The 23,322-nt window shown below is 64.4% G+C and carries 21 protein-coding genes and 3 pseudogenes; 10 read left to right on the top strand and 14 right to left on the bottom strand.

Annotated features, from left to right (window positions below; genetic code table 11):
• Positions 1 to 403 precede the first annotated feature (403 nt).
• From E3O42_RS11460 to E3O42_RS18575, 4 genes and pseudogenes are all read right to left on the bottom strand, one after another.
• Positions 404 to 1,024, bottom strand: a complete 621-nt coding sequence (locus tag E3O42_RS11460) for a DUF4232 domain-containing protein (RefSeq protein ID WP_134454056.1) — start codon at positions 1,022 to 1,024, stop codon at positions 404 to 406.
• 607 nt (positions 1,025 to 1,631) lie between these two features.
• The gene (locus tag E3O42_RS11455) at positions 1,632 to 2,432 is read right to left on the bottom strand and encodes a (S)-acetoin forming diacetyl reductase (RefSeq protein ID WP_241984786.1); all 801 of its coding nucleotides are present in this window, start codon (positions 2,430 to 2,432) and stop codon (positions 1,632 to 1,634) included.
• A gap of 582 nt (positions 2,433 to 3,014) precedes the next feature.
• Positions 3,015 to 3,240, bottom strand: a pseudogene (locus tag E3O42_RS18580) (helix-turn-helix domain-containing protein); the annotation flags it as partial.
• A gap of 583 nt (positions 3,241 to 3,823) precedes the next feature.
• Positions 3,824 to 4,030: a hypothetical protein gene (locus E3O42_RS18575; RefSeq protein WP_241984785.1), complete on the bottom strand. Its 207-nt coding sequence runs from the start codon at positions 4,028 to 4,030 to the stop codon at positions 3,824 to 3,826.
• On the opposite strand from E3O42_RS18575, the pseudogene E3O42_RS18975 reads away from it, so the two are divergent.
• Positions 3,969 to 4,412: pseudogene (locus tag E3O42_RS18975) on the top strand (Mu transposase domain-containing protein); the annotation flags it as partial. The gene E3O42_RS18575 and the pseudogene E3O42_RS18975 sit on opposite strands and share 62 nt — an antisense overlap.
• 141 nt (positions 4,413 to 4,553) lie before the next feature.
• Here the strand turns inward: E3O42_RS18975 and E3O42_RS11440 are convergent.
• From E3O42_RS11440 to E3O42_RS11425, 4 genes are read right to left on the bottom strand one after another with little or no spacing between them, the layout of a single operon-like run.
• Positions 4,554 to 5,609: an amidohydrolase family protein gene (locus E3O42_RS11440; RefSeq protein WP_134454131.1), complete on the bottom strand. Its 1,056-nt coding sequence runs from the start codon at positions 5,607 to 5,609 to the stop codon at positions 4,554 to 4,556.
• Entirely contained in the window at positions 5,606 to 6,505 is a 900-nt protein-coding gene (locus E3O42_RS11435; RefSeq protein ID WP_134454055.1) for an alpha/beta hydrolase, read from the bottom strand. Before E3O42_RS11435 ends, E3O42_RS11440 begins: the two co-directional genes overlap by 4 nt.
• Positions 6,506 to 6,542: 37 nt before the next feature.
• Positions 6,543 to 7,034, bottom strand: coding sequence for a hypothetical protein (locus E3O42_RS11430; RefSeq protein WP_134454054.1), 492 nt, complete (start codon positions 7,032 to 7,034; stop codon positions 6,543 to 6,545).
• Between the two features lie 13 nt (positions 7,035 to 7,047).
• The gene (locus E3O42_RS11425; protein ID WP_166787976.1) at positions 7,048 to 7,707 is read right to left on the bottom strand and encodes a GntR family transcriptional regulator; all 660 of its coding nucleotides are present in this window, start codon (positions 7,705 to 7,707) and stop codon (positions 7,048 to 7,050) included.
• A gap of 68 nt (positions 7,708 to 7,775) precedes the next feature.
• On the opposite strand from E3O42_RS11425, the gene E3O42_RS11420 reads away from it, so the two are divergent.
• The 8 genes and pseudogenes from E3O42_RS11420 to E3O42_RS11385 form a co-directional block, all read left to right on the top strand.
• Positions 7,776 to 10,202, top strand: coding sequence for a transketolase-like TK C-terminal-containing protein (locus tag E3O42_RS11420; protein WP_338144951.1), 2,427 nt, complete (start codon positions 7,776 to 7,778; stop codon positions 10,200 to 10,202).
• A 41-nt stretch (positions 10,203 to 10,243) separates the two neighbouring features.
• Positions 10,244 to 10,855, top strand: a complete 612-nt coding sequence (locus tag E3O42_RS11415; RefSeq protein ID WP_134454052.1) for a VOC family protein — start codon at positions 10,244 to 10,246, stop codon at positions 10,853 to 10,855.
• Positions 10,849 to 12,423 (top strand): FAD-dependent monooxygenase, encoded by a 1,575-nt coding sequence (locus tag E3O42_RS11410; protein ID WP_338144950.1) that lies wholly within the window; start codon positions 10,849 to 10,851, stop codon positions 12,421 to 12,423. Before E3O42_RS11415 ends, E3O42_RS11410 begins: the two co-directional genes overlap by 7 nt.
• An 8-nt stretch (positions 12,424 to 12,431) precedes the next feature.
• Complete coding sequence (locus tag E3O42_RS11405) at positions 12,432 to 13,304, top strand: fumarylacetoacetate hydrolase family protein (RefSeq protein ID WP_134454050.1); 873 nt, start codon at positions 12,432 to 12,434, stop codon at positions 13,302 to 13,304.
• Entirely contained in the window at positions 13,301 to 14,179 is an 879-nt protein-coding gene (locus E3O42_RS11400) for an NmrA family NAD(P)-binding protein (protein ID WP_134454049.1), read from the top strand. The genes E3O42_RS11405 and E3O42_RS11400 overlap by 4 nt, the downstream gene beginning before the upstream one ends.
• Positions 14,176 to 15,138, top strand: coding sequence for an amidohydrolase family protein (locus E3O42_RS11395; protein ID WP_134454048.1), 963 nt, complete (start codon positions 14,176 to 14,178; stop codon positions 15,136 to 15,138). Before E3O42_RS11400 ends, E3O42_RS11395 begins: the two co-directional genes overlap by 4 nt.
• Positions 15,135 to 16,592, top strand: coding sequence for an aldehyde dehydrogenase family protein (locus tag E3O42_RS11390; protein ID WP_134454047.1), 1,458 nt, complete (start codon positions 15,135 to 15,137; stop codon positions 16,590 to 16,592). Before E3O42_RS11395 ends, E3O42_RS11390 begins: the two co-directional genes overlap by 4 nt.
• Positions 16,593 to 16,676: 84 nt before the next feature.
• A pseudogene (locus E3O42_RS11385) lies at positions 16,677 to 16,966 on the top strand (CoA-transferase); the annotation flags it as partial.
• Between the two features lie 300 nt (positions 16,967 to 17,266).
• On the opposite strand, the gene E3O42_RS11380 reads toward E3O42_RS11385, so the two are convergent.
• The 4 genes from E3O42_RS11380 to E3O42_RS11365 all read right to left on the bottom strand — a co-directional run bounded on the left by E3O42_RS11380 (position 17,267) and on the right by E3O42_RS11365 (position 20,371).
• Positions 17,267 to 17,602, bottom strand: a complete 336-nt coding sequence (locus tag E3O42_RS11380; RefSeq protein ID WP_134454046.1) for a hypothetical protein — start codon at positions 17,600 to 17,602, stop codon at positions 17,267 to 17,269.
• 173 nt (positions 17,603 to 17,775) lie between these two features.
• Positions 17,776 to 18,948: an acetyl-CoA C-acyltransferase gene (locus tag E3O42_RS11375; protein ID WP_134454045.1), complete on the bottom strand. Its 1,173-nt coding sequence runs from the start codon at positions 18,946 to 18,948 to the stop codon at positions 17,776 to 17,778.
• A complete protein-coding gene (locus tag E3O42_RS11370) occupies positions 18,945 to 19,625 on the bottom strand; it encodes a 3-oxoacid CoA-transferase subunit B (RefSeq protein WP_134454044.1) in 681 nt (226 codons plus the stop codon). The genes E3O42_RS11375 and E3O42_RS11370 overlap by 4 nt, the downstream gene beginning before the upstream one ends.
• Entirely contained in the window at positions 19,622 to 20,371 is a 750-nt protein-coding gene (locus E3O42_RS11365) for a CoA transferase subunit A (protein WP_134454043.1), read from the bottom strand. Before E3O42_RS11365 ends, E3O42_RS11370 begins: the two co-directional genes overlap by 4 nt.
• Before the next feature lie 155 nt (positions 20,372 to 20,526).
• Here E3O42_RS11365 and E3O42_RS11360 point away from each other — a divergent pair, with 155 nt between their 5' ends.
• The gene (locus E3O42_RS11360; protein ID WP_241984784.1) at positions 20,527 to 21,360 is read left to right on the top strand and encodes an IclR family transcriptional regulator; all 834 of its coding nucleotides are present in this window, start codon (positions 20,527 to 20,529) and stop codon (positions 21,358 to 21,360) included.
• Between the two features lie 441 nt (positions 21,361 to 21,801).
• Here E3O42_RS11360 and E3O42_RS11355 read toward each other — a convergent pair whose 3' ends face one another.
• Entirely contained in the window at positions 21,802 to 22,083 is a 282-nt protein-coding gene (locus E3O42_RS11355) for a hypothetical protein (protein WP_241984783.1), read from the bottom strand.
• Between the two features lie 282 nt (positions 22,084 to 22,365).
• Positions 22,366 to 23,124, bottom strand: a complete 759-nt coding sequence (locus E3O42_RS11350; protein ID WP_134454041.1) for a DeoR/GlpR family DNA-binding transcription regulator — start codon at positions 23,122 to 23,124, stop codon at positions 22,366 to 22,368.
• Between the last annotated feature and the right edge of the window lie 198 nt (positions 23,125 to 23,322).

The raw sequence follows: 23,322 nt of genomic DNA, 5'->3' as shown, positions 1-23,322 counted from the left end.
TCCGGGTCAGGCGCTTCGTGAATTTGCGGGACTGAATAAGCCACAATTCCGCATGAAAAGGCAGCGGCCGAGATGAGAGGCGCCGTCGGTCCGAACCGCAGGAAGTGCCAACGACCTCCGTGTAGCTGATTTCCTGCGCGCGTCATGCGATCGTTAATGTGTTGGGCAATGAGCCACCAGGTCAAGTTGGCCGGGACAATTGCTAGCGATATAAGGATGATGAGCAGTGACAAGGCTGTATCAGCTGGGCTGACGTAGCGTGGTTCCAATGTTCGGACTCACCTTCCTGAGATTTGCGCTCGCGCTTGGCTAAGTAGGCACGAGTCTCGCAGCTTCTCCGCAAAACCCTTGGCGGCGTCAACCTTCTCTTCCAGGGTGAAGTCATTCGAAGTTTGTGGCGGAGTCAGGATGCAGGAATGCTTGGCCCTGCCGAGAAGTCGCTCCGAGCGTCGCCGCAGACCTGCAGATCGGCTGGCGCGTCAATGCCCGGGCCAGCGCCGTCCGATGTGACGAGCACCCGGATCGTCGTCGCGGTCGTCGGCGTGCAGTCGTACGTGCCGACTTCCGTGAGGAGCGCTTCCATCTGGGCCGACTCGCCTGGGGCGAGCGCCCCGGGCTCGGGCTCGGCGGTGCCAATCATCTTGTCGTCCCTGCTGGTGAGTAGGGTGCCGTCGGCGCCGAGCAACAGCACCCCGGGCCACCCGTAGTACGAGCAGGATTGCTCCGACACGTTCGTGAGCACGATCACGAACCCCTCCCGGTTCGCTACCGAAAGGTCGGGCCGCTCCACGAGCTCGGCGGCGAGCTGTTCGTCCTGACACCGATCGTTCGGCCAAACAGGATCCGCCGCCAAAATCTGCGGGGTCGCAGTCGGAGTCGCGGTCGGAGTTGCAGCCGACGGCGGCGCACTGACCAGAGTCGACTCCGGGGCCTCGGCAGCCGTAGCGGCGCAGCCCACGAGAGCGAGAGTGGGAACCATCAGCAGCGCGGTGAGGGCGATGCGGCTAGTTCGGGTCTTCAGCATGCGGCGAATCCTTTGAACGAAACGGACAGAACTGAGGCGGTCAATGACAACTGTCTCGTTAAACAGCGTCCGGATCTGAGGAAATGGTTCACCGTCAGTGCAGATCACCAGCTGCCCCACTCGTAGCCGGCCGTAGCTGCAACGATCGAGAGCGAACTCGCTCCGCGTCCCTGTCCTCCCAGCGCGCTGTAGCCGGCTTCACCTCCGGAACGCACCCATTTCAGGTGACACAAGAGACGGGGTGTCACCGAACGTGCACCTTCGGGCCCTTTACAACGCAGTGCGTACGTCTGAGGTACACCCCAAGTGGGCGTCAAACTGCAGAACTTTCCATGGTCAGAGTGGGGTCTGAACCTGGTTGGTTGGCAGCACGTGACGCCGGGTCCTTGATGTCAACCTGACACAACAGGTAGGAAGCCCCTGACGGGCACAGGGCAGGGCTTCCCACAGCTCGAATCTTGGCCGCGTCCGGGGGTTAGAAAAATTCGGTGCTGCCATGCGCAGCGCCGGATTTCCTGGGTGTACCTGAACCACTCTCGCCGGGCGACTACCTCCAGCTTTTCGCCTGGTAATCGCCGGGTCAGAGACTGCCAGGCTTAGCTATTGCTTAGTTGAAGACCATGCCACCGTCGACCAGGATCGACTGTCCGGTGATGTAGTTGGAGTCAGGGCCAGACAGGAACGAGACAACACCCGCGACCTCGGCCGGTTCGGACAGGCGGTCAAGGGCGATGCCGTTTGTGAACTGATCCCAGCCCCACTCTTCCGACTTGCCGGCGTCGGCGGCAACTTTTTTCGCCAATTCCGCCATGAGAGGCGTCTTTACGATGCCGGGGGCGAAGGTGTTGACAGTGATGCCGTATGGGGCGAGGTCCTTGGCGGCTGTTTGAGACAGACCACGGACGGCGAACTTTGTGGCCGAATACAGCGCAATGCCGGGGTTCCCGACATGACCGGCCTGGGATGCGGCGCTGATGATCTTTCCACCATGGCCGAGCGCTTTGAACGCCTTCGTGGCTGCCTGAATGCCCCACACCGCGCCGTTGAAGTTGATGGAAAAGATCTTTGCGATGCTTTCCTCGGTGATGTCCTCGATTGGAGATGTCGGGGCGATGCCCGCGTTGTTGATAATTACGTCGAAGCCTCCGAGCTGTGCAACGGCCTGCTCGACCGCGGCGAAGACGCTGTCCCGGTCGGAGACATTAACATGCAGTGCGATTGCTCCGCCATCCTTGCCCCCAAGAGATGCGGCAACAACGCCTGCGGTCTCAAGGTTCAAGTCGGCGATGGCTACCTTGAAGCCGTCAGCGTGGAGGCGCTCAGCGATTGCTTGCCCAATTCCTTGTCCACCACCGGTAATGAGTGCTACTTTTCCATTTTCTGTTCGGGCCATGATTTTGATTCCCATCTCGATTGTTCAAAACCTGTCGGCGAGTCGATGACATCACGTCAAAGCAGGACAGGCGTTTCCACTAATCCGGGACGCACGTCGCTAGCGGCGCAATGCGCACCGGAAATTCCTGGCGCCAGAAACTCATCCGCGCAAAACCGAAGTCGTTGTGACGATGTTCGACAGTGTGAAGTTGGGCACTGCATGGTGCCACTCACCGCTGACGTTCAAGGTGGAATCCGCGCCCGTCGCGGCGTATGGACCCGCCGACAAGGACCGTAGCGTTCTTCGTATACGTGACGAGGACGGCGGTGGATGTGGCGGCTGTTAGGACCATAGTTGAACCTTGTGGTGAATCTGAAATGCTCCGGTTTTTTGTGCTGCAGTTTTTTAAACTTCACCATTGAACGGGGCATTTGTTCTATTCTATGGCCGGTCTAGTGATATTCGGTCGGCTAGTGTCCACAGGGCACGAAGACCTTGGGTGTCAGGGGGAATTGAGGCCAACAAGGGTGCGGTCGGATCTGCGGCGTTCTCTGATCGCCCAGTGGTGTCGTCGCTAGTCAGGGTCTGGCCATCAGATTGACTTGAGAGGAGTCCCAGGGCGCGCGCTCGGCGGTAGACGTTAGCTCGGGACGTTCCGAGGTCGAGCGCGACCTGGGCCGCTGGCTCTCCGCCTTCTATGAGCCGGCGGGCGTTGCGAACTTGACTGTCCGTGATGATCTGCGGGCGACCGCCCAGATCCTTGCCGGCAGCGCGGCGTTTGGCGATCGAGTCGACAACACGCTCGCTTGATTTCATGTTCCATCTGCCCGAGCGCCGCCATGTGACGGCGCTCACTGAAATTCCCCCGTTCTGCTCACTGAAATTCCCCACTCCGGGTCGCTTCCGCACATAGAAGCGGGCCTTTCTCGAAACTGATGGTCTTCGACCACGCACCAGCTTCAAGAAAGGCCCTACGCCTATGCTTTCAGAGGAGGACGACGTGGACATCCACGCGCTCAAACGCCAAGGGATGACGATCAGTGAGATCGCCCGCCGCACCGATCACGATCGCAAGACCATCCGCGCCTATCTGGCCGGCCAGCGCACCCCAGGAGTGCGCCAACGCGCCGCCCCGACCCGTTCGACGCGTTCGCCGCCTACGTCACCGCCCGCCTGGCCGAGGACCCGCATCTCTGGGCGGCGACGCTGCTGGACGAGCTCGTCCCGCTGGGCTTCGAAGGGTCGTATCAGACCCTCACCCGTCAGATCCGGGACCGGAATCTGCGGCCGGCCTGCACGGCCTGCGCCCACGTGACCAAGCGGCCTAACGCGATCATCGAGCACCCGCCGGGCGAGGAGACTCAGTTCGACTGGGTCGAGCTGCCCGACGCGCCAGCCGGGTGGGCGTTCCCGACGAAGCGCGCCTACGTGCTCGTTGGGTCGCTGGCGCACTCGGGGGTTTGGCGGGCGGTGATCTCCCCGTCGATGGACCTGCCCCACCTGCTGGCCGCGATGACGGTCCGGCTGGGGTTACTGGGCGGGGTGACGAAGTCCTGGCGGTTCGACCGGATGAGCACCGTGTTGAAGGCCGGGACGAGTGATCTGACGCCGATGTTCGCTGCGTTCTCCAAGCACCACGCCGTCAGCGTCGTCGCCTGCCGGCCCCGGTCGGGCAACCGCAAAGGCGCGGTCGAGAAGAACAACCACACCGGCGCGCAGCGCTGGTGGCGCAACCTCCCCGACGACGTCACCCTCGAGCAGGCGCAGCAACGCCTGACCGCGTTCGCCACCGGGCAGTACGGCCGGCGGCGCGAGGGCCGAGACGGGTCCACGACGGCCGCGGCCATGTTCACCGCGGAACGCCTCCAACCGTTACCGCCGACGCTGTTCCCGGTCGTCGTGACCGAGGAGCGCACCGCGACAAGGCAGGCGTTGATCGATTGGCGCGGGAACCGCTACTCGGTCCCGCCGGAACTGGCCGCGGCCCACGTCGTCGTTCACCAGCGGCTCGGCGCTACGACCATCGACATCGCCACCGTCTCCGGCGTCGTAATCGCCCGGCACACCGTCGCGGAGGCCGGCCTCGGGGTCACGATCCGCGCAAAGTCGGCGAACATGGCGGCTGGTCGAAGTCTTCGAGGACTGCTGCACGCATCAGACTCGCTCGCCAGCGATCCAGACGGCTCGGATGCTCCGTGTCGCGGAGATGTCATCGAGAGGATTCTCGTCGAGCAGTACCAGGTCGGCGCGCAAACCCCGTTCGACGCGACCGCGGTCGGACAGCCCGAACCGATCGGCGGGCACGGAGGTCGCCGCGTCCAGCGCCTCGGTCGGGGAGAGTCCGGCCGCGACGAGCAGTTCGAACTCGTCGTGCAGGCTCTCGCCGAATGGGGGAGCGTACGGGGCCGCCGCTGTTGCGTTCGCGTCGGTGCCAGCGAGAATGGGCATCCCCGCGGCCTTCAGGCGTCCGACCGAGTCGCGGGCAAGTTCGTACGCGGGTCCGGGAACCCCGGCGGCCCGCATCCGGTCGACTATGCCCTTCATCATCGTGAGGGTGGGGACGATGATAGCGCCTTGGCCTACGAGCTCGAGTGCCTGAGCGTCGTCGATGGACCGATCAAGTGGTGCATGAGTGAGGATGTCGACGCCCGCGCGCTGGGCCATCGCCACCGCATCCGATCGCGAAGCGTGGGCAACCACGGCCCGACCCTTGGCATGGGCCGAGGCCACCAAAGCGTCTACTGTTTCTTGGTTGAATCCCGGGAGGTCGATGACTATTTTTATGTAGTCGGCACCTTCGTTGACGCGCGATGCGACCCAGGGCTCGGCGTCTGCGGGTTTCGCCACGAGGTTTTCCGGCGGTGCGTGCATCCGTGTGGCGTGAGCGCTTGTGGGCGACGTGGCGACCGGGCCTGCGGCACGAAGGTCCGGACTACCGGGCACTCCGCGCAGCGAATCGATGACGCTCATGGAGTTGCCCATGTCGAGCGCTGTGGTCACTCCGTGCCGACCGAGCGCGAGCAGGGACTCTGGGCCTGCGACGTGGACGTGGCTGTCGATCAGTCCGGGAATCAGGTAGCCTCCGGACTCGACGTCCAGCGCGCTGGAGCTGTCGGTTCCGATGACCGAACCCTCGATCACAAGGTCCTCGGGAGGGCCGAATTTGCCGTCTCGGTAGATCCGGACATCCCGCAGCACGCTCGACGTCATCGCGTCAGACCCTCGCTCAGGCACCGCTGCGCGAAGTCCAGCTGCGAGTTCTGGAACTCGTCGCTGGGCAGGTGGAAGTCGATGCAATGGCCTGCGCCGAGTTGCAGCTGCGCGTCGATGGACGGGGCCGAGGTGAAGCCCGCGCGGTACTCGTTGACCTCGCCTTGATCGGTGACCCACAGGTGATCGAACTCGGCCTGACGGTGGTGCACGGGAACCGCGACCTTGGCCGTGGTTTCGGCGCGGCGCGCGATCCAACCACCGGTAATATCGAGGAGCTCGGCCTTTGGCACCAGGGTGTTCGACGGGTAGCTTGCGGCGGGCATGGCGTCGTCGTACGTTTCCACCGGGCCGAACATGAGCTGGTCCTTGAGCGGCACCGGAAGGTCGATCATGGGGATGTCGGGCAGGGCAGCCCAGGCGCCGGCAGATTCGGCGGGCACGCGTACGAGGCATCCGGACGTCGCAAGGCCCAGCAACGGCCACGTCTGGGGAGTGGACGCGATGATCGTCGCTGCGGCGCCGCCGATCGAGTGAGCGACAAGCACAATGCCGGCGGAGTCGCCGCCGAGCTCGTCCCAGATCGATCCGATGGCAGCTCCGAGCACCTCGGCGTTCGCCTCGATGATCGAGCCCTCTGTCGCCAGTGGGCTGGATCCTACGTAGTTCGGGCGGTCCAGCGCGATGACGGGGATGCCCCGCACCGCAGCGTTGTCGAGTAGCGAGTGCCCAGCGATGTCGAAGTACTCGGAGGAGTAAGTGCCGCCGTGCAGGGCGATGATGAGGGGCGCGTCGGAGTGGAGCCCTACCTCCCCGGTAAGGTTCGAGCGTCCGGTGAAGGTGAAGCCGCAGGCCGGGCCAGCTGCGCTGACAGTGTGGTTGAACGGTGTGGACATCGTTGTCCTTTCAGGGTGATGGATGGTGCAGGGCGATTCAGCGGGGTGATGCAGCAAAAGCTGAGCGGACCTGATCGCCGACCCGCAGCGATTCCGCCATATCGCGGTGCTCGGCACGCCGGGTCAAGATCGCGGCGCCGCGGGACTCCGCGGGCAGTTCCGATTCTCGAGCAATGACGAGGAAGTGGAAGTGCGGATAGTTCTCTCCGAAGCTCATGAAATAGACGGTCGGAGCTCCGGTCGCCGCCTGGATGGCGCCGGCAAGCTGCTGCGACGCGGTTCCGAACGTCGCGAGTTCCTCAGGCGTGGGTCCGCTCCAGCCTTCGGCGTGGCGGCGGAGCCGGAGAATGTACCACCCTGGCACGTCGTACCCGTCGGCGATTTCACACGACCACACGTCGTGACGGAAAATGATCGCGGCAGCCGCCGCATCCTCGAGATCACATGGGAGACAAGCGCTCATGCCGGTAGACTCCTCGCTATTCGCTACGATATATCCTGCATGGTAGGCCCCCGTTGACGCGAGCACAAGAGCGGATTCGTCAGTTGCCCTTCAGAGGTGCAATGTGCGCGCGAATACGATTCTCATTGGCGGCCAGGTGAAGGCGTAGTGCCTCGGACATAGCGGCCGGGTCATCCGCCATCGCGACGTCTCGCAGCACACGATGGGTTTCGTAGCGTCGTGCGCGTTCCGCAACGGTGATCTGGGTGGGATCGAATACCAAGTGCGTGTATCGCTCGGCGGCCATCCATAGCGTGTGCAGTATACGGTCGTCCCACGGGTTGGCAGCGGGACGCACGAGAGCCTCGTGGAAGTCGTAATGCCCCTGCCAGGCGACCTCCGGATCGAGGTCCCGACTTGCCTCGAGGAGGTCGTTGAGGTGGCTGGCCTCTGCGGGGGTGCGTTGGCCCACCGATGTCGCGGCGAGCGGCAGTTCCACCACATAGCGCAGTCGGTAGATGGCTTCCAGATCTTTAAGGTCCAGGGGGGCGACGCTTGCGCTTCGCGCCTTAGGCAGCAGGATGAGGCCCTGCGATTCGAGGCGGCGTAGGGCCTCCCGAATCGGAATGTGGCTGACGCCGAGTTGCTCGGCGAGGTCGCGGATGGAAAACTGCTTGCCCGCCGCCAGCGTGCCGGTGAGCACGGCCCGGCGAATCTCGGCGGTGACGAGATCGACCGCCGAACTGTTGGAAGATGCCACTGATCGCACTTGCCCTTGCCCTTGCCCTTGCACTGCCATGCGCTCTCCTTGATTGATCTCACAACATCGTGCCACGCTCGAACCAGCGAGTTTCACTAGTACACTTGCAGTTGCTACGTTATAGGATATATCCTGCCGGTAACGAAGGAGTTCAGGCGATGGCGACACAGGAGCGGATCGGCGCAACCACCGTGGGTCTCGACGTGCTCGCGTCGATCGAGCGTAAGGTGCTATGGCTATCGACGGCGATCATCGATGCCGCTAACTCGCCCGCCCGCAAGGATCCGGACGGGCTCAAGATCGGCGGGCATCAGGCGTCGAGCGCATCGATGTCCACCATCATGACGGCTCTCTGGTTCGTCGCCCTGACATCTGAAGATCGCGTATCGGTCAAGCCGCACGCATCGCCGGTGTTGCATGCGATCAACTATTTGTTGGGGGAGCTCACCCCCACCGAACTTGGCACTCTCCGCGCCTTCCACGGGCTGCAGAGCTATCCGAGCCGCTCGAAGGACCCTGATTCGGTCGACTACTCCACGGGATCCGTGGGCATCGGAGCGACCGCTCCGATCTGGGGCGGAATCGCTCGCCGCTACATTGCCGACACTGTCGGCTCACCGCGCAGCGCTGGCCGGCAGTTCAGTCTCGTCGGAGATGCGGAGCTGGACGAAGGCGCGGTGTGGGAGGCCGTGCTCGACCCGATGGTCGCCGACCTGGGTGAACTCGTGTGGATCGTCGATTTCAACAGACAGTCGCTCGACCGCGTCGTGCCCAACATCTCAGCGACCCGCCTGCAGGCCATGTTCGCCGCCGCGGGGTGGCAAGTGATCCCGCTCAAGTACGGCGGCCTCCTCACCGAGCTGTTCTCGCAGCCGGGCGGAGAGCACCTGCACCGTCGCATCGACAATATGTCCAACCCGGAGTACCAGCGCATGCTCCGCTGCTCGGTCGAGGAGTTGCGCGAGCGACTGCCCGGCTCGGGTGAGGGGGCGGCGAGCATCGAAGCGTTGCTGAGTGTGCTCGACGACGAGCGGGCGCTGCAGATCATCCGGGGACTGGGCGGCCACGACTTCCCGAGTCTGCTTAGGGCGTTCGATGAGATCGATGACAGCCGCCCGACAGTGATCTTTGCCTACACGATCAAGGGCAACGGGTTGCCGAGTGCGGGTCATCCCCAGAACCACTCGAACTTGCTCAAGCCGGAGCAGCTCGCGCAGGTTGCAGCCGAGCTGGGGGAGAGCGCCGACGACCCCTGGCGCGGGTTCGCCGCCGGCTCGCTCGAAGCCGACCTCTGTGCCCGGGTCGCGGATCGCCTGCACCGCGAGCCGGTGGCGCTGCCGCACATCCTGGCCATTCCGTCTGATTTCGAACGGGAGATCAAGGGGCACAGCTCGACTCAGCAGGGACTCGGCCGCCTGCTGCTCGACCTCGTCCGGGTCGCTCCGGAGGCTGCGCGCCGCGTTGTCACGATCGCGCCCGACGTGGCGTCGAGCACGAACCTCGGCGGCTGGGTCAACCGAGCTGGGGTGTGGTCGCCGACGGAGAAGCGCAACTGGTTCGCAGACGATGCGGAGACCATCCTGCACTGGGACGAACGACCGACCGGTCAGCATATCGAGTTGGGCATCGCCGAAGTGAACCTCGTGAGCCTTCTCGGCGAACTCGGCGCGACCTGGAGCAGGTGGGGCGAGCCGCTCCTGCCGATTGGCACCCTCTACGACCCCTTTGTCACCCGCGCACTCGAGCCGTGGTCGTTCGGGGTGTACGGAGGCGGCCAGTCGATCCTCGTCGGCACTCCGTCGGGTGTCACGCTTGCGGCCGAGGGTGGCGCTCACCAGTCGATTATCACTCCGTCGGTCGGTCTCGAGCAGCCCGGCGTCGTGGCGTTCGAGCCGGCGTTCGCCCAGGATTTCGAGTGGTGCATGCTCGACTCTCTTTCGCGACTTGGGCGCCCCGACGGTTCGTCGAGCTACCTGCGATTGAGTTCGCGGATGATCGACCAGACGCTCGCATCGGTCCCGACCGATCCGGCAGCACGCGAGCGCCGCCGCCGGCACGCGGTCAGCGGAGCCTACGCACTGCGACGGACAGCGAGTCCGGATGTAACACTCGTCGGCATGGGAGCACTCATGCCCGAGGTGATCGCGGCGGCCGACCGGCTCGAGCAGCTCGGAGTGAGCGCCGATGTGATCTGCGTCACGAGCGCCGATCGGCTCTACCGCGCGGTCCGCGCCCGCAGCGGTCATGGCGATGGCGATACGGCGATCCTCGAGCAGGTGTTCCCCGCCCATCGTGCCGTGCCGATGGTCACCGTGCTCGACGGGCACCCGCACACGTTGGCGTTCCTGGCGACCATCCGTGGCGTCAGGAGCGTTAACCTCGGCGTCGTGGAGTTCGGCCAGACCGGAACCCTCCAACAGCTATACGACCACCACGAGATCGGCCCGGCCGCGCAGATCGCTGCAGCTCTCGACCTGGTGGATCGAACCCGCTGACTTGCATCCTGTCCCGACCACCGAATCTCAAAGGAGAGAACATGCCGGACAACAAGGCGAAGAACTACCCGGTCAACCCGCCGAAGCTCCACCACACGACCTTCACCACCCTGCGGATGGACCAGATGGTCTCTTGGTATGGGCTCGTGTGCGGGCTCAAACCGGTGTTCCAGAGCGATGAGGCATCGTGGCTGACGAACGATGAGGCGAACCACCGTATCGCGTTCCTCTCGCCTCCAGGGTTGAAGCACCCGACCGACAAGGGTCATGAGACGGGCATCCATCACACCGCATTCGAATTTGAAACCTTTGACATGTGGATCAACAACTACGTGCGGCTTCGGGATCAGGGGATACTGCCGTTCCTGCAGCTGGACCATGGCATCACCATGTCGGTGTACTACCAGGACCCCGATGGCAACGGCGTGGAGATCCAGGTCGATGGGTTCGGCGACTGGGCAGATTCGAGCGAGTGGATCGCCAACGCTAAGGAGTTTGCCGAGAACCCGATCGGTACGTGGTTCGACCCCGAGAAGCTTGTGGCCGCTCGCGACGCGGGCCTGTCGTTCCAGGAGATCCATGAGCGCACCCGGGCAGGCGAGTACCTGCCCGCGATCATCCCCGAAGACATCTTCCTACCCGAGGTGTGGTGACTAACACGCCGGATGCGCCACGTCGTGTTCCGGTACTGATCGTCGGTGGTGGTCCGGTCGGGCTCACTACCGCTCTCGAGCTTGCTCATCACGGTGTCGCATCCCTGATCGTGGAGCCCCGGGTCGACGTCGAGCATTCGCGCCCGCGTGCGAAGACGACGTCCGCGCGCACGATGGAGTTGTACCGGCGTACTGGTGCCGCGGCCGAGATCCGTCGCCGCGCGGCGATCCCCGTGGAATGGTCGAGTGAGGTCCGCTTCTGCACGACGGCGACGGGCCGCGAGATAACCCGACTCTCAGGAGTTCTGGGTCTCGACCTGCAGGACTCCAACCTGACCGCAGAGGCTGCGCAGCAGGTCACACAACCGGTCGTGGAAGAGGCACTCCGAGCGCTCCTCCAGCAGCGCCCAGAATCGACCCTCGAGCTGGGGAGCAGGGTGATCGATGTCAATCTCGACGGCGATCTTCCCTTCGTCCGCATCGAGAACGTTGACGGCGTGCTTTCCACGGTCACCTGCGACTACCTTGTCGGTGCCGACGGGTCGCGCAGCGTCGTGCGGGCGGCCCTCGGCGCCCACTATGTGGGGGCGGCCGCAGGACGGCCGAACGTGAACATTACGTTCCGGTCCGAGCAGCTCGGAGCGCTTTTGCCCGAAGGAGGTGCGATCCACCACTGGGTGCTCAACCCCTCCTTCCCGGGCGTCTTAGGACCGCTGTCTCTGGATGGCCTTTGGTGGGCGATCGCCACTGGCACGGAAACTATCGAGGATGATGACGAGGCCGCTGCACTGGTTCGTGGCTTGGCCGGTGCTGACATCGATGTCGAAGTGCTGGCGACCGACCCTTGGCAGGCCCGGATGTTGTTGTCCGACTCCTACGGCTCGGATCGCACCTATCTCGTGGGCGATGCCGCGCATCAAAATCCGCCGTGGGGCGGCCACGGGTTCAACACCGGGGTGGGTGATGCCGTGAACTTGGCGTGGAAGATCGCGGCCGTGGTTCAGGGCTGGGCTCCTGCCGAATTGCTCGACAGCTACGAAGCGGAGCGCCGACCTGTCGCACAGCAGACCATCGACCTCGCGGGCGAGAACATGCGCGCCCTGTCGATCGACCTGACTTCGCCCGAGCTGATCGACGACGGTCCTGAGGGCGATCAAGCCCGATCCGCTGCGGCCCTCTCGATAAAGCAGGTCAAACATGCCGAGTTCTACAGCCTCGGACTCGTGCTCGGTTACGGATACGGCCCGGACAGTTCTCACCAGGCTCCGACTTCAGGCGAGTACTACCCAGTCGTGGCTGCGGGCAATCGACTCCCGCACTCGCGCAGCACCGGGGGCGAGTCGATCTTCGACAGCCTTGGTCGTGAGTTCACCGTCCTCGGTGGCGACGGTCGCTGGGCTGCTGCCGCCGCTCGGCGCGGCGTGCCCCTTGTTATCGGCGACCCGGTTGACGATCGCGTCGTACTTGTGCGACCCGACCAGCACATCGCCTGGGCCGGACCCGCCTCCGACGACCCCGACACCGTTCTCGACTCCGCACTCCGCGGTTTCGGACCGCCCACCTCCTAAGGAATCTCATGCGCATCGCGAACAACAACGGTCGACTCGCCCTGGTGAGCGGCGACCACATCCTCGACGTCGAAACCGCGAGCGGGGGCGCCTTCGTCGCCGACCCGATGGCGGCGTTCGCTCAGTGGTCGGAACTGCAGGGGTGGGCATCCGGGATCGACATCGTCGGGCACCCGGATGCCTCGGCCCTCGCTGAGGCGAAGCTCGCAGCTGTGTCGCCCCGCCCGCGGCAGGTAATCGGTATTGGGCTGAACTACGCCGACCATGCGGCGGAGTCCGGCCTGCCGCTGCCGGAGAAGCCCGTCGTGTTCACAAAGTTCAGCTCGTCGGTAGCCGGGCCCGATGTCGACGTTGTCCTGCCCGGTAACACCGTGGACTGGGAAGCTGAGCTCGTGGTCGTCATCGGCGCAGGCGGTCGCCACATCGCCGCCGCCGATGCCCGTTCTCGGATCGCCGGCTACACGGTCGGACAGGACCTTTCGGAGCGCACGATCCAGTGGCAGGACCAGCCGCCACAGTTCAGCATCGGCAAGTCGTTCGAGAACTTCGCACCGATCGGGCCGATTGTCGTCACGCTCGACGAGTTCGTCGACGCATCCGTGCTCTCCATTTCAGCAACTATTGTGGCCGTCGACGGCAGCGAGACCCGCGTGCAGGATGGCAGCACAGACCAGCTCGTGTTTTCCGTCGAGCAACTTGTCGAGCGACTCTCCGCGATCGTCGAGCTACTACCCGGAGACCTGATCTTCACCGGTACGCCTCCCGGGGTTGGCGCAGGCCGCGACCCGAAGCGCTTCCTCGTCGATGGTGAGACTCTCATCACTGAGATCGAAGGGATCGGCAGGATCACCCAACGCTTTATTGCGGGCCAGTCGTCGTGATCCTCGTCACTGCGGCCAATGGCAACCAGGGTAAGCTCCTGCTTCCTAAGCTGCTGGCGGCCGGCGAGCCCGTGCGGGTAGTGGTGAAAACAGACCAGTCGGCCGCGGCGCTGCTCTCACGCGGTGCGGATGAGGCAGTTGTCGGCGACCTCGGCGACGCACGCGTGCGTGCCTCGGTGCTCGAGGGCGTGCGCGCCGTTTACCACGTCGGACCCACGCTCCATCCGCTCGAGCGGGAGATGGGAATTGGGCTTGTCGACGCCGCGACCTCAGCAGGTGTCGAGCACTTCGTCTTTAGCTCGGTCCTGCATTCGATAGTCACCGATCTCGTGCAGCACGAGATCAAACGCGATATCGAGGAGCACCTGCTGGCTTCCGACCTGGAATTCACAATCCTTCAGCCCTCGAACTACATGCTCCCGCTCAAACTCCGGCCCGCGTTCGAGCGGGGCGTCTTTGAGCTCTCCTGGGCGCTCGAGCGTCGCCAGTCACTCGTAGACCTCGACGACGTGACGACGGTAGTGGCGAAGGTGCTGAAGTACCCGGAGCAGCACGTCGGCGCCACCTACGAACTGGTCGGTCTCGGTCGCTATACGGCTGACGACCTGCGCGCGGTCATCGAACGGGTGACGGGGCGTCCCATTGGCCTGCGGCAGATCAACGCCGACGAGTATGCCAGCGCGTGGCTGGGCGGGCGCGACCCAAGCACGGCGTCCCACGAGCTGTCGGTGCTCCGCTCGATCTCCGCGCGCTACAGCGCCCATGACTTCATCGGTAACTCCAACGTGCTCACCTGGTTGTTGGGCCGCGAGCCGAAAGGGTTCGAGTCGTTCGTGCGTCGCGAGTGGGATAGCTATCAAGGGTCGCGTCGATGAAAATCATCGCGCTTGAGGAGCACATGTTGCCCCGAGACGTCATGCAATCCGCTGGCGTTGATCTCGGCGATCGTGCGGGCAAGCGTGCCGCCGAGCTCGATGACCTCGGCGCAGCGCGGCTCGCCGTCATGGACGACGCCGGCGTCGATATCCAAGTGCTTTCGGCACTCAGCTACTTCGTGCAGGGCCTCGAACCAGAGGGCTCGATCTCGGTGCACCGCGAGCTGAATGATCGGATGGCGCACACGGTGGTGACGTACCCGGATCGATTCCGGGCGTTCGCGGCGCTGCCGATGACCGATACCTCAGCCGCAGTCGACGAACTCACGCGCTGTGTCGATGAACTCGGATTCCTCGGAGCGATGATTCACGGGCAGACCAGCAACATCTTCCTGGATCATCCGTCGGTCCGGCCGATCCTGGCTGCCGCAGTGCGTCTCGACGTGCCGATCTACCTACATCCGGCGCCCGCGCCCGCCGTTGTGCAGGAGGCATACTTCTCCGGCCTGGCGCCCGAGGTCGAGGCGTGTCTCTCGACGTCAGGATGGGGCTGGCACGCCGAGTGCGGGATGCACGTGCTGCGCATGGTCGCAGCGGGAGTGTTTGAGGAGTTGCCCGACTTGAAGATCATCGTCGGGCACATGGGCGAGGGCCTGCCTTTCCACCTCGACCGCATCGAGAGCATGCTCAGCCCAGTGATCACCGGGCAGTCGCTAACTGTCGCCGAGACGCTGCGCCGCAACCTCTACCTCACCACGTCCGGCTACAACTCGGACGCGCCACTGCTGTGTGCGCTTGCCGCGTTCGGGGTCGATCGGGTCCTGTTTTCCATCGACTATCCATTCGGCAACAGCAAGCAAGCGACGAGCTATCTGGCGTCAGCGCCGGTATCGGACGTCGAGCGCCAGCAGATCGCGCACGGCAACGCAGAGTCCCTTCTTCGCATTGGAGCAGCATGACCATCACGACCTCCCACTTCATCAACGGTGCGTGGACCGAATCGGGCGGACGAACGTTCGCGGTCACGAATCCGCTCAATGACGAGCTCGTCGCCGAGGTGGCGGCGGGAACTGCGGCGGATGCGGCGGCTGCCGTTGCGGCGGCCGCAGCCGCATTCCCCGCGTGGGCCAACATGGGTCCGGGCGCGCGGCAGGCGCTGTTCCTGAAGGCGGCCGACATTGTCGAGCGCCGCACAGAGGAACTCGTGCAGCTCATGGCGGTTGAAGGAGGGGCGAGTCGAGCCTTCTCGACCTTCCAGATTCGACTGTCGGCGGCGATGTTGAGGCAGGCCGCCGGATGGGGCTACCTTCCTGCGGGCGACGTACTTCGCAGCGACACCCCGGGCAGAATGGCGCTGGTCACCCGGAAGCCGCTCGGAGTCGTCGCCGGTTTCACACCGTGGAATGGAGCGTTCTACCTCGCGTGGCGAACCTTCCTGCTCCCCATGGCCTTCGGCAACACGACGGTCATCAAACCCTCGGAGCTGGCACCGATGTCTTCCGGGCTAATCCACGCCGAGATTCTCGAGGAGGCGGGCTTCCCCGCTGGTTCCTTCAATGTTGTCACGAATGCGCCGGGCGAGGCGGCAGCGATTGGCGAGGTCTTCTTCGAGAGCCCGGCTGTGCGTTGCATCAACTTCACCGGCTCGGACAAGACCGCGCGGATCCTCGGCGAACGTGCAGGGCGGGCACTCAAGCGCATGGTCCTCGAGCTCGGCGGGTTCAACCCCGTGATCATCCTCGACGACGCCGACATCGTGGAGTCGGTCAAAGCTGTCACCTTCGGAGCGTTCCTGCACCAGGGCCAAGTGTGCATGAACTCCCGCAAGGTCTATGTCGCCCGGGCCCTTCACGACGAGTTCGTGTCTGCCCTCTCGGCACGAGTGCAGAGTCTGAAGGTGGGGGACCCGACAGACCCCAGCGTCATCATCGGACCACTCATCAATGACAGTGCGCTCGAGCAGATCCAGTTGCGGGTCAAGGATGCCCTGGATCGAGGCGCGACGCTGGTCACCGGCGGCCGGGCGGACGGTCGGCTCTATCCACCGACGATCCTCGCCCACGTACCCGCCGGGGCGATCTGCACCACCGGCAGCAACGAGACGTTCGGGCCGCTTCTGGTTGTCGAGGCATTCGACGATCTTGAGGATGCGCTCCGGGATGCCCAGGACACGCCCTACGGGCTGAGCGCATCCATCATGACCGGAGACCGGGCGCGCGGGTTGGACATCGCCCAGCGCTTCGATAGCGGCATCGTCCATGTGAACGCACCAACGATGGCCAGCGAAGCATCGCTACCAGTTGGGGGAGTGAAAGCCAGCGGCTGGGGCCGATCCGGGTACTACTCGCTCGAGGACTTCACTGAGATCAGGCTCACCACGATGAGCAGCGAGCCTGGCAGGTACCCATTCTGACCTTCCCATCTCGAGAGCAGGAGACCAAGGACGAAGCTATGGCCGAGCGCGCGAGAGGCCATCGACCCCCTGCCCGCCGACGGGATGACACTCGCGGTCCCCGGTTTCGGGCTCAGTGGGCTCCCCGCCGATCCCATCGACGCGGTGCGCGACACTAACGTGAAAGATCTGGCGGACGTCTCGAACAACATGGGCGTCGACGGGAAGGGGCTGGCGGGTGCTGCTCGAGAACGAGCAGGTGCGGCGCGTAATCTACTCGTACGTGGGGGAGAACAAGAGGTCCGCCCGGCATATCTCGCGGGCAGCTCGATGTCGAGTTCTCGGCCCAGGGCACACGCGCCGAGCGGTTGCGCGCGGGCGGTGCAGGCATACCGCACGAGTGAAGGACGTAACCGGCTCGGTGGTGGGCACGGTCTCGATCATCGCTCACTCAGGACGAGTGGCGGAGCGTAATTCGCCCTGAACGACAATCCGGACTCGACTTCTCGATATGCGGAGCTATGGGGAGACTGGTCGACCTGTGGCACTTTTCGCGGGGCCCATTCGCAATGCGTCGCATGCTCCGCAGGTTCGTCAATGAGCGCATCCAACTGGCCGAGTTCCCGAATTCCTTCACTCGCGGAGCGGTGTTACGTCGAGCGTTTTGCGCGCCGCAGCCCGAATGCGTATTAGACCTAGTATGTGTCCCATCCGTACTCTGCGAAGGACAACGCCTCTGAGTAGGTCAGCTCGCGCGCGACCGTTGTTGTGCGCATTCGAGATCGAAGGTGGGCGACCGTTTTAAGGGTGTCGGGTTCACCAGCCATGGATTCTTCCGGAACGCTGATGAGTTCGCTGCCCGGTCCGACGATCACTTGGACGACCACCTCATCACCGCCACGGTCGACCGCGGGTAGTTCGAGCAACTCGGAGCCGTGGCCATCCGGAAACGCGACCACCAACTCCACGAGTGCATCCGCAACCCCGTCGGTGGTTAGGAACGATTCACCGCAATACCAAACTCTCTTCATGACTTACTGATGCCCTGCCCAGCCGACACGAATCCGCCCTGAGCGACGGCATTCGGATGCGGACGCTACGAATGGCGTGGATTCGGCGAGAGGTGTTTCATCGGTTGCGGCCGTCGTCAACGAATGCGGTTCCTCTCTCGGGGACCGACTCACAAAGTTCACCGAGTACACCGTCACATCGCCTGGAGGACCACAGCGGAACCCTGGCCGCCGCCACCGCAGATACCTGCAGCCCCTACAGTTCCTGGGCCGAGGTTCGCAAGATGGCGGGCCAGGTGACCGACGATGCGGGCGCCAGACGCGCCAATGGGATGGCCGAGGGCGATCGCGCCGCCGTGGGCGTTCACGATCTTGGGGTCCACGCTCAGGACGCGACTGGAGTGCACGGCTACGGCGGCGAAGGCCTCATTGATTTCGATGGCGCCCAGGTCAGACGCTGTGTAGTGGGTCCGGGCCAGCGCGGCGGAGATCGCGGCGGCGGGTTGGGCGTGCAGCGAGATGTCCGGGCCGGCAACGAACGCGTGGGCGAGCACCCGGGCGATGCCGCGGAGGCCTCGGGACGCCGCCGCGGCCTCGCTCATCAGCACGACGGCGGCAGCGCCATCCGTAATCTGAGAAGAATTGCCCGCCGTCATCGTGCCGACCGCCCCGAAGGCTGGCCTCAGCATCGCGAGGGACCCGACGGTGGTCTCAGCGCGTAGGCCGTCGTCGGCGGACACCACGGTGTCGCCGCGCCGACCGGGGATGGTGACCGGGGCAATCTCGCCGGCTTGGAACTCGGTTCCTGCGACCAACCGGGCGTGCGATGCGGCGGCCCAGGCGTCTTGATCGGAACGGTCGATGCCGAGCCGAGTGTTGAATTCCTCGGTGGAGGCGCCCATCGAACGGTGCTCGAACGCGTCGGTCAGTCCGTCATGCTCGAGTGTGTCGACGAGTTCGACAGCACCGTACTTGCGGCCGGCCCGTGAACCCGACCAGGCGTGCGGTGCGCGCGACATCGACTCTTGACCGACGGCGACCACTACGTCGGCTTCGCCGGCATCGATGAGCCGAACGCCGGCAATGATCGCTTCCATGCCCGAGAGGCATACGACGTTGAGTGTGATCGCGGGCGTGGTGAGCGGGATGCCCGCGGCCACCGCGGATTGCCGGGCCGGGTTTTGGCCGGCTGTGGCTTGCAGGACCTGGCCGGCGATCACCCGCTGCACGTCGGAGGGGGCGACTCCGGCGCGGTCGAGGGCGGCGGCGATGGCGTGGCCGCCCAATGTCGTGGCGGGCAGGGTCGCGAATAAGCCGTTGAACTTCACGAACGGTGTGCGGGCATACCCGATGATGATGGCGCTCATGAGCGATCCGCCGGTCCGGCGAGCGTCGGAACCACCGTGTAGTCCAGGTCGACCGTGAAGTCGGCGCCCGTGGCGGAGCGCAGCTCGGTGACGCCCTCACCGGGGGCGACGGCGCGCAGCACCAGACCGTCCGGGGTGACATCAAAGACGGCGCGGTCGCTGATGATGCGCTGCACCACGCCGACGCCGGTGAGCGGTAGGTCGCACTCGGCGACGATTTTGGGGCTGCCGTCCTTGGCGGTGTGTTCGGTCACCACAATGACGCGCGGCGTTCCGGCCACCAGGTCCATGGCACCTCCCATGCCCTTGACAAGCTTGCCGGGGATCATCCAATTGGCGAGGTCGCCACGGCCGGAGACCTGTAGCGCGCCGAGGATGGCGGTCTGAACGTGCCCACCGCGGATCATGCCGAACGACATGGCGGAGTCGAAGTAGCTGCCTCCGTCCAGAAGCGTGACGGTCTGCTTTCCCGCGTTGATCAGGTCGGCGTCCTCGTCGCCCTCGAACGGGAACGGGCCCATGCCGAGGAGGCCGTTTTCGCTCTGCAGGGTGACCCTTACCCCGGCCGGCAGGTGGTTCGCCACCAGAGTGGGGATACCGATTCCGAGGTTGACGTATTCGCCGTCACTCAGTTCGGCCGCGGCGATCGCCGCCATCTCGTCCCGTGTCCACGTCATTTCGTTTGTCCCATCTCGAGGCGTGGCTTTCTGGGTTCAGACGCGATGAGGTCACGCGGCCGAACCGTTCGCTGCTCGATCGCCTTTTCGCGTAGCTGGGCGGAAACGAGGCGCTGGACAAAGATGCCCGGAGTGACGACAGCGTTCGGGTCGAGGTAGCCGTCGATGATCTGCTCAGCCTCGACAATGGTCGTGCGGCCGGCGGTCGCGACCAGCGGGTTGAAATTGCGGGCTGTGTGTCGGTAAACGAGGTTGCCCTCTATGTCCGCCCGATAGGCGTGCACGAGGGAGACGTCGGCGACAATTCCCCGTTCCAGAACGAAAGTCTGGCCGTCGAACTCCGCGTGCGGTTTGCCCTCGGCGACCAGCGTGCCGACGCCGGTGCGGGTGTAGAAGCCTGCGATCCCGGCGCCGCCCGCGCGCAGCCGCTCGGCGAGTGTGCCCTGCGGCACAAACTCCACCTCCAATACCCCGTTGAGGAATTGGCGGGCGAACAGCTTGTTCCCGCCCACATAGGAGGCGATGACCTTCTTCACCTGCTTGGCCTCGAGCAGCAGACCGAGGCCCTGACCATCGACGCCCATGTTGTTGGAGACGATCGTGAGGTCAGTGACCTTGGAGTCTCGCAGAGCCTCGATCAAGTCGGTCGGATTGCCACTCAGGCCGAACCCGCCCACGGCGACCGTCGCGCCGTCTCGGATTACGTCGCGCAGCGCATCACCCGGGTGGGACCAGATTTTGGACATGAGGGCACTCCTTCGTGAAATAAAGTGGTGCCCCGCTGCCCAGAAGGTGAGCGAGGCGGCCTGCATTGACGCTAAAGGAGCGGCTTTCAGCTCGTCAATACCCGCCGATGCCACCTGATCGCAACGTGGTCGCTGCGTCGAGCTACGATCACTATGTGGACAATTCACCTGCTTCGCCGATCAAAAATGCTCATTCGCGCGGCACCGTTCAGGGCACCCAAGTGGTCGCGCGAGCGTGCCTGGTTCTCCGCCTGGTCAGCGAGTACTCGCCAGGCGGCGCCAGCACCGCGACGATTGCGGTCCGTTCCAGACTCACCAGGCCCACAGTGCATCGGCTGCTCAGCTCCCTGGCCGCGGAGGGATTCCTCGACCACGACTCCCGCGGAGGCCACTGGCATCCGGGACCGGAGTTGTTTGTTCTCGGGATGGTCGCCGCCCAACGTTACGACATCTCCGACCTGGCCCGAGAGACCGTGCGACAGCTGGCCGCACAGACAGGTGAAAGCGCGTTCCTGTCCGCCCGCCGAGGCAATGAGACGGTATGTCTGCTCCGCGAAGACGGCAGTTTTCCGGTACGCAGCTTCGTGTTGTATGAGGGCGTCCGATTTCCGCTTGGAGTTGCGTCGGCTGGACTCGCGATCCTGTCCCATCTACCCGACGACGAGGTCGAGGCGTATCTCACCGGCACGGCCGCGGACTCGCGCTTTGGTGACCAACACTGGGGCGTCGCACTGCGCGACCGCATCCGGCTGACCCGCGAGATGGGCTACGCCGTCAACCCAGGGCTGATCGTCGAAGGCAGCTGGGGCATGGCCGCCGCCGTCTTCGACCAGACCGGCCTCCCCGGGTGGGCCCTCAGCATCACCGGCATCGAATCCCGCTTCCGCCCCGATCGGCAGCCGGAACTGGGCAGCCTGTTACTCCGAGCAGCGCATGACGTGACTCGGGCACTCGGTTCCCTTGGTCGGGCCCAGGGACCGGTCGCCTAGCTGAAAGTCGGAGATGAATGACTCTGTATCGGTTCGGGTGCAATTGTGTACCCTCCGACGAACTCGGCTATCGGCCGAACCCCATAGCGCGCACTTTTCATCGCCTTGGCGCGACGGCCCGCACGCCTGGTCATCCTGCCGCGGTGTGGGGGAGTGCGGCTTGACCGACAGACGGCCGGGCGCTGTGATCGCATTCTTCAAAAAAATCCCGGAGGAGGAGTCGGTAGTCGGTCTCGAAAGCACGCCACGCCCGCGCGGTGCTGAGCCTCGTCTGCGGTTGCGCCGTACACGACGATGCGATGGTTGGTAACCCAGTGCGCGACCTTCAACGCCTGCCGACACCACCGAAAAAGGAACCACGCTCACCACGGAGCAACTCACCAGCATCCGCGAACTCATGCTGCAATGGCGAGTCACTTGGGCGGACGGACCCAGAGCTAACTACCGCATCCTGATCCACGGCATGGAAATCACCGAGATGTCGTGGGAGGCTACACCTTGGCCGATTTCCCGCCAGTAGGGCTCGACCAGCACTGCCATCGGCATTACAAGAGTGGCACCGGTGTAGTCGAGGATGCGGCGAGCCGTCTCGACCGCGAGAGGCCGCCACGGCGGCCAGCTCTGAAAGTCATCTGTCTCAGGTAACCCCGGGCGGACGTCCATGAGCGTTTCGCCGACCTTCTCGGCATCAAACACACGTGAATCGAGGATTGGCTGCTGCACGAGAACAGCGGTGGGCGGCTTCCCGACGCCATGAGTGCCATTCGGCCACACGACCAGCGGCCCATGCTAGCGATACCTCCTTCGCGGGCCCGTAAGCCGGTCACTATCGCTTGTCACTCGCCGAAGGCACGATGCCCGTCTGCCTCAGTACAGATATGTCGAATACCTCCAACCTTGCGATCCGGTCTGAAACTGATCGTTTTAGATGGTTTAGCCCTCTTGACTTGCTTTGATCGCATATTCGAGCAGGTTCTCGCGGGCCTTCCTGGGGCGGCACGGGTGTTAGACAGTGATGACTTCGACTCCGGCTGCCCGAAGTTCCCCGAGCACTTCCACGGGTGCGGTGTCATCGGTGACCACGACGTCGACATCACGGAGGCTGCACGTGATGGCCATCGCCGATCGAGTGAACTTCGCACCCTCTGCGATGAGCACGATGCGGCGGCCGGCGCCGATCATTGCTCGCTTCGCTGCCGCATCGTCGAGGTCGTGCGCAGTGACCCCTTCATCGATCGAAGCGCCGCAGCAGCTGAGGAAGACCGTGTCGAAGCGGAGGCCGCGTAGCGACTGCTCGACCAAAGGGCCGACAATCGAACCCTCCTCAAGATTCACCGAACCGCCGGGGAGGAGGACGCGTGCGGTCGAGCTTCCTACCAGCGCTTCCAAAGCCTGGATACTGAAGGGCATAACCGTCAGGCGGCGTGCAGCTAGGTGCCGAGCCACCGCGGCGGCCGTGGTCCCGCTGTCAATGCACACGGCCTCGCCATCGACGACGAGAGCCGCAGCTGCGGCCGCGATTCGCTCCTTCGCGGCGACGTGCTCAAGTCGGCGCATTGCATAGGGCAGACCCTCGCCTCGCATCCGCACGCTCACCGCGCCTCCCCGCACGCGGCGGAGAATTCCGGCGCGGGCGAGTTGGTCAAGGTCACGACGAACAGTTACCTCCGACACCGAGAACGCGGACGCCACCTCGGGGACGTCCACACGTCCGCGCGCCTGGAGTGCTTCCAGGATGGCCTCGTGTCTTGGGTTTCCGCTCATATCCCGAATATACAGGCATGGTGTTCATTTGAAGCTTTGCTGCGAGTTTCTCTGTGAGTCATCCGGCTCACAGTGCCCTCGGCCCCGACAGATGGACCCCGGTGCGCCAAATCTCAGGGCGCTGCATTCTTGATGAACATTTACTATGTTCGTTCGTGCATGTACTGTGAACATAAGGATGCATAGCGCGGTGAGCAA

The sequence above is a fragment of the Cryobacterium adonitolivorans genome (assembly GCF_004402695.1).
GTDB classification, from domain to species: domain Bacteria; phylum Actinomycetota; class Actinomycetes; order Actinomycetales; family Microbacteriaceae; genus Cryobacterium; species Cryobacterium adonitolivorans.
Note: the sequence above shows the minus strand (reverse complement) of the source record. Positions and strands in the feature narration are given on the sequence as shown.

Bases quoted from the DNA above. Each gene is read 5' to 3' on its own strand.
- E3O42_RS11390 (WP_134454047.1), top strand. From the start codon at position 15,135: ATGACCATCACGACCTCCCACTTCATCAACGGTGCGTGGACCGAATCG.
- E3O42_RS11405 (WP_134454050.1), top strand. From the start codon at position 12,432: ATGCGCATCGCGAACAACAACGGTCGACTCGCCCTGGTGAGCGGCGAC.
- E3O42_RS11370 (WP_134454044.1), bottom strand. From the start codon at position 19,625: ATGACGTGGACACGGGACGAGATGGCGGCGATCGCCGCGGCCGAACTG.
- E3O42_RS11350 (WP_134454041.1), bottom strand. From the start codon at position 23,124: ATGAGCGGAAACCCAAGACACGAGGCCATCCTGGAAGCACTCCAGGCG.
- E3O42_RS11435 (WP_134454055.1), bottom strand. From the start codon at position 6,505: ATGTCCACACCGTTCAACCACACTGTCAGCGCAGCTGGCCCGGCCTGC.
- E3O42_RS11380 (WP_134454046.1), bottom strand. From the start codon at position 17,602: ATGAAGAGAGTTTGGTATTGCGGTGAATCGTTCCTAACCACCGACGGG.
- E3O42_RS11415 (WP_134454052.1), top strand. From the start codon at position 10,244: ATGCCGGACAACAAGGCGAAGAACTACCCGGTCAACCCGCCGAAGCTC.
- E3O42_RS11440 (WP_134454131.1), bottom strand. From the start codon at position 5,609: ATGACGTCGAGCGTGCTGCGGGATGTCCGGATCTACCGAGACGGCAAA.
- E3O42_RS11455 (WP_241984786.1), bottom strand. From the start codon at position 2,432: ATGGGAATCAAAATCATGGCCCGAACAGAAAATGGAAAAGTAGCACTC.
- E3O42_RS11365 (WP_134454043.1), bottom strand. From the start codon at position 20,371: ATGTCCAAAATCTGGTCCCACCCGGGTGATGCGCTGCGCGACGTAATC.
- E3O42_RS11395 (WP_134454048.1), top strand. From the start codon at position 14,176: ATGAAAATCATCGCGCTTGAGGAGCACATGTTGCCCCGAGACGTCATG.
- E3O42_RS11460 (WP_134454056.1), bottom strand. From the start codon at position 1,024: ATGCTGAAGACCCGAACTAGCCGCATCGCCCTCACCGCGCTGCTGATG.
- E3O42_RS11375 (WP_134454045.1), bottom strand. From the start codon at position 18,948: ATGAGCGCCATCATCATCGGGTATGCCCGCACACCGTTCGTGAAGTTC.